This is a genomic window from Candidatus Babeliales bacterium (assembly GCA_035288105.1).
Taxonomy (GTDB): domain Bacteria; phylum Babelota; class Babeliae; order Babelales; family Vermiphilaceae; genus SOIL31.
This window is the reverse complement of record DATEAY010000057.1, coordinates 1-2,100: the sequence shown is the minus strand read 5'-3', so window position 1 is coordinate 2,100 and position 2,100 is coordinate 1. Positions and strand designations below refer to the sequence as shown.

At 36.7% G+C, this 2,100-nt stretch carries 2 protein-coding genes; both read left to right on the top strand.

Translation table 11 applies throughout. The features are described 5' to 3' along the window. Nucleotides 1–414 precede the first annotated feature (414 nt). Nucleotides 415–807 (top strand): DUF6788 family protein, encoded by a 393-nt coding sequence (locus VJJ26_03035; protein ID HLC07137.1) that lies wholly within the window; start codon nt 415–417, stop codon nt 805–807. Then, nucleotides 804–1,835, top strand: a complete 1,032-nt coding sequence (locus VJJ26_03030) for a hypothetical protein (GenBank protein HLC07136.1) — start codon at nt 804–806, stop codon at nt 1,833–1,835. Before VJJ26_03035 ends, VJJ26_03030 begins: the two co-directional genes overlap by 4 nt. Nucleotides 1,836–2,100 lie beyond the last annotated feature (265 nt).

The following is a 2,100-nucleotide window of genomic DNA, read 5'->3' as shown; positions in this document are numbered from 1 at the left end:
AAAAACATCACCTTGCCATTTACCATATCCAGTATGATTTGAAAATTGGACTGTATTGATTGGCCATACGTCATACCCCATGTTTTGCAAAGGATAAACCGCAGCTTTATTTCCTACATAGCCATAAGCAACATGCGATTGAAGTGATAATATACTTTTCATGTCCCTTTTGCATAAACGCATATATGCCATCTTAAACACTCTTGCAATAATTTCAAATAAAATAGACTTATCTTGTGCTGCAATTCAGACAGTAAAAAAAATTGTAAACCTTCCCCTTCCCCAAGTCACGCAGTAACAGGATTCTTTTTCTTCTCTCATAGGCTGCTGTCCCCTAAAAAAATATAATGTCCTTCAGTGGCCTACTCGAATATGTTTCTTGCAATTAATAATATTATAATATATAAAGTAATTATGACAATGTCAAGAGACGAAATTTCAAAACACCGCAAACACCTGCGCGAATTATTAGGCAAAATAGAAAAACAAGCATTTTTTTGCGCTCATACCGATGATCTTATACAAGGCGTAGCAAGCGAAGTGTTTAGACGTTGTGGTAAAAAAGGTTGCAAATGTGCAGATGATGATACTAAACGGCATGGTCCTTATCTTGTTGTGCAGCTATATGAAAATAAAAAGCAACGACAAGTGGCGCTGAGGAGTGAAGAAAAAAATTTATGGCAAATGGTTAAAAATTACCAAATACAGATAAATTCTCTTCTGGATCTTAAGAAAACTTGTACTGAATTGTGTAATGCAGTTGGCGAAATTATTAAAATGCGTTTAAAAAAATTGGAGCGATCATGACACAAAAAGATATTGGTACTGGCGGATTTTATTTGCCTACAATATATCAAAAAGACCAAAATAAAGTTGCAGCGCAGTTAGAAACTGGGGAAATAGATTATGCTGATCTTACGAAGTGGAATCTCCCTGATGAGTTTATTTCTTTTGCTATGGAAAGTGGATTGTTGCAATTTATAGATAGAACCTACCCAAATCCAAGAGTAAAAAATGAAATTCCTATTTGGTTTTTGGTTACCTGCCAATTTGTAATGCGCTTACATCAAACGGGCCGTTATGATAATTTACGTTATCTGTTAAATGCTGGATCAATCCTAGCGCGATTTGGTTTTAACGTGGGTAATCCTAGGATTGGTTTTAACGACAAAAATAAAAAAGATCGCAAAACAGCTGTTGATGCCGATTCAGTTAGAAAGTTTTTTAAAGATACAAAAGTAGACGAGATTCGTAATTGGTATCGTGAGGATCTACAAAGCTGGTTTCGTATCCAAAAATCATTTGACCATCATGGGATATTCATATTAGACCAAACGCATTTAGTTGTACCAGATAACCCCAACTACAAAGGAGCTGTAAAAATGCCAGTTGATGAACATGGACAGTATTATTCACGTTTGGCAGAATTAACCGAAGAGCAAAAAAAAGCCCTGATTTATCACCGCTGTTACACTTTGAGTACGCTATTAAATGTTGGTTTAGAACACGAACTTTTTCATGTGACTGGTTATGAACTTGGACCAGGCAATGAAGATGAATTGGTACAAGCAGAAAAAATGGTTCCAGATTTTTGCCGCAAGTTTCCTGGACTAGTAAAAATACTTATATTGGATAGAGGCTATATAGATAAAGATTTTATTTATAAGCTAAAACACGATTACCAAGTAGATGTGTTAATTCCTCTGCGTAAAAACATGGATGCTTGTACTGATGCCATAGCTATTGCCAAAACACGAAATGCTTGGGAAACAATTGAACAACAAACAGATGACCAAAAAATAATTTTAGTACGCCACGAGGCGGATATCAACTAGAGGTGGAAGTCCTCACTGGAAAGCAGCACCTGATGCATCCAGTATCGAGCTTTGAGCTTATGGAGGTGACAACATGAGTTAAGTGTAAGCAGAGAATCAAGCAGGCCGTAGACGCAAGTCAAAGTGATTGAGCCTCGTAAATTTGAGATAGAGCAGTTGATGCCTTCACAATAGCAGAAAACGAAATCAGCAGATTTGGAAGATAGGTAGAATCTGCTGGTGCTCTCGGGGTCTTAGAGCATGGCATGTTTGTAGAGTTGATATT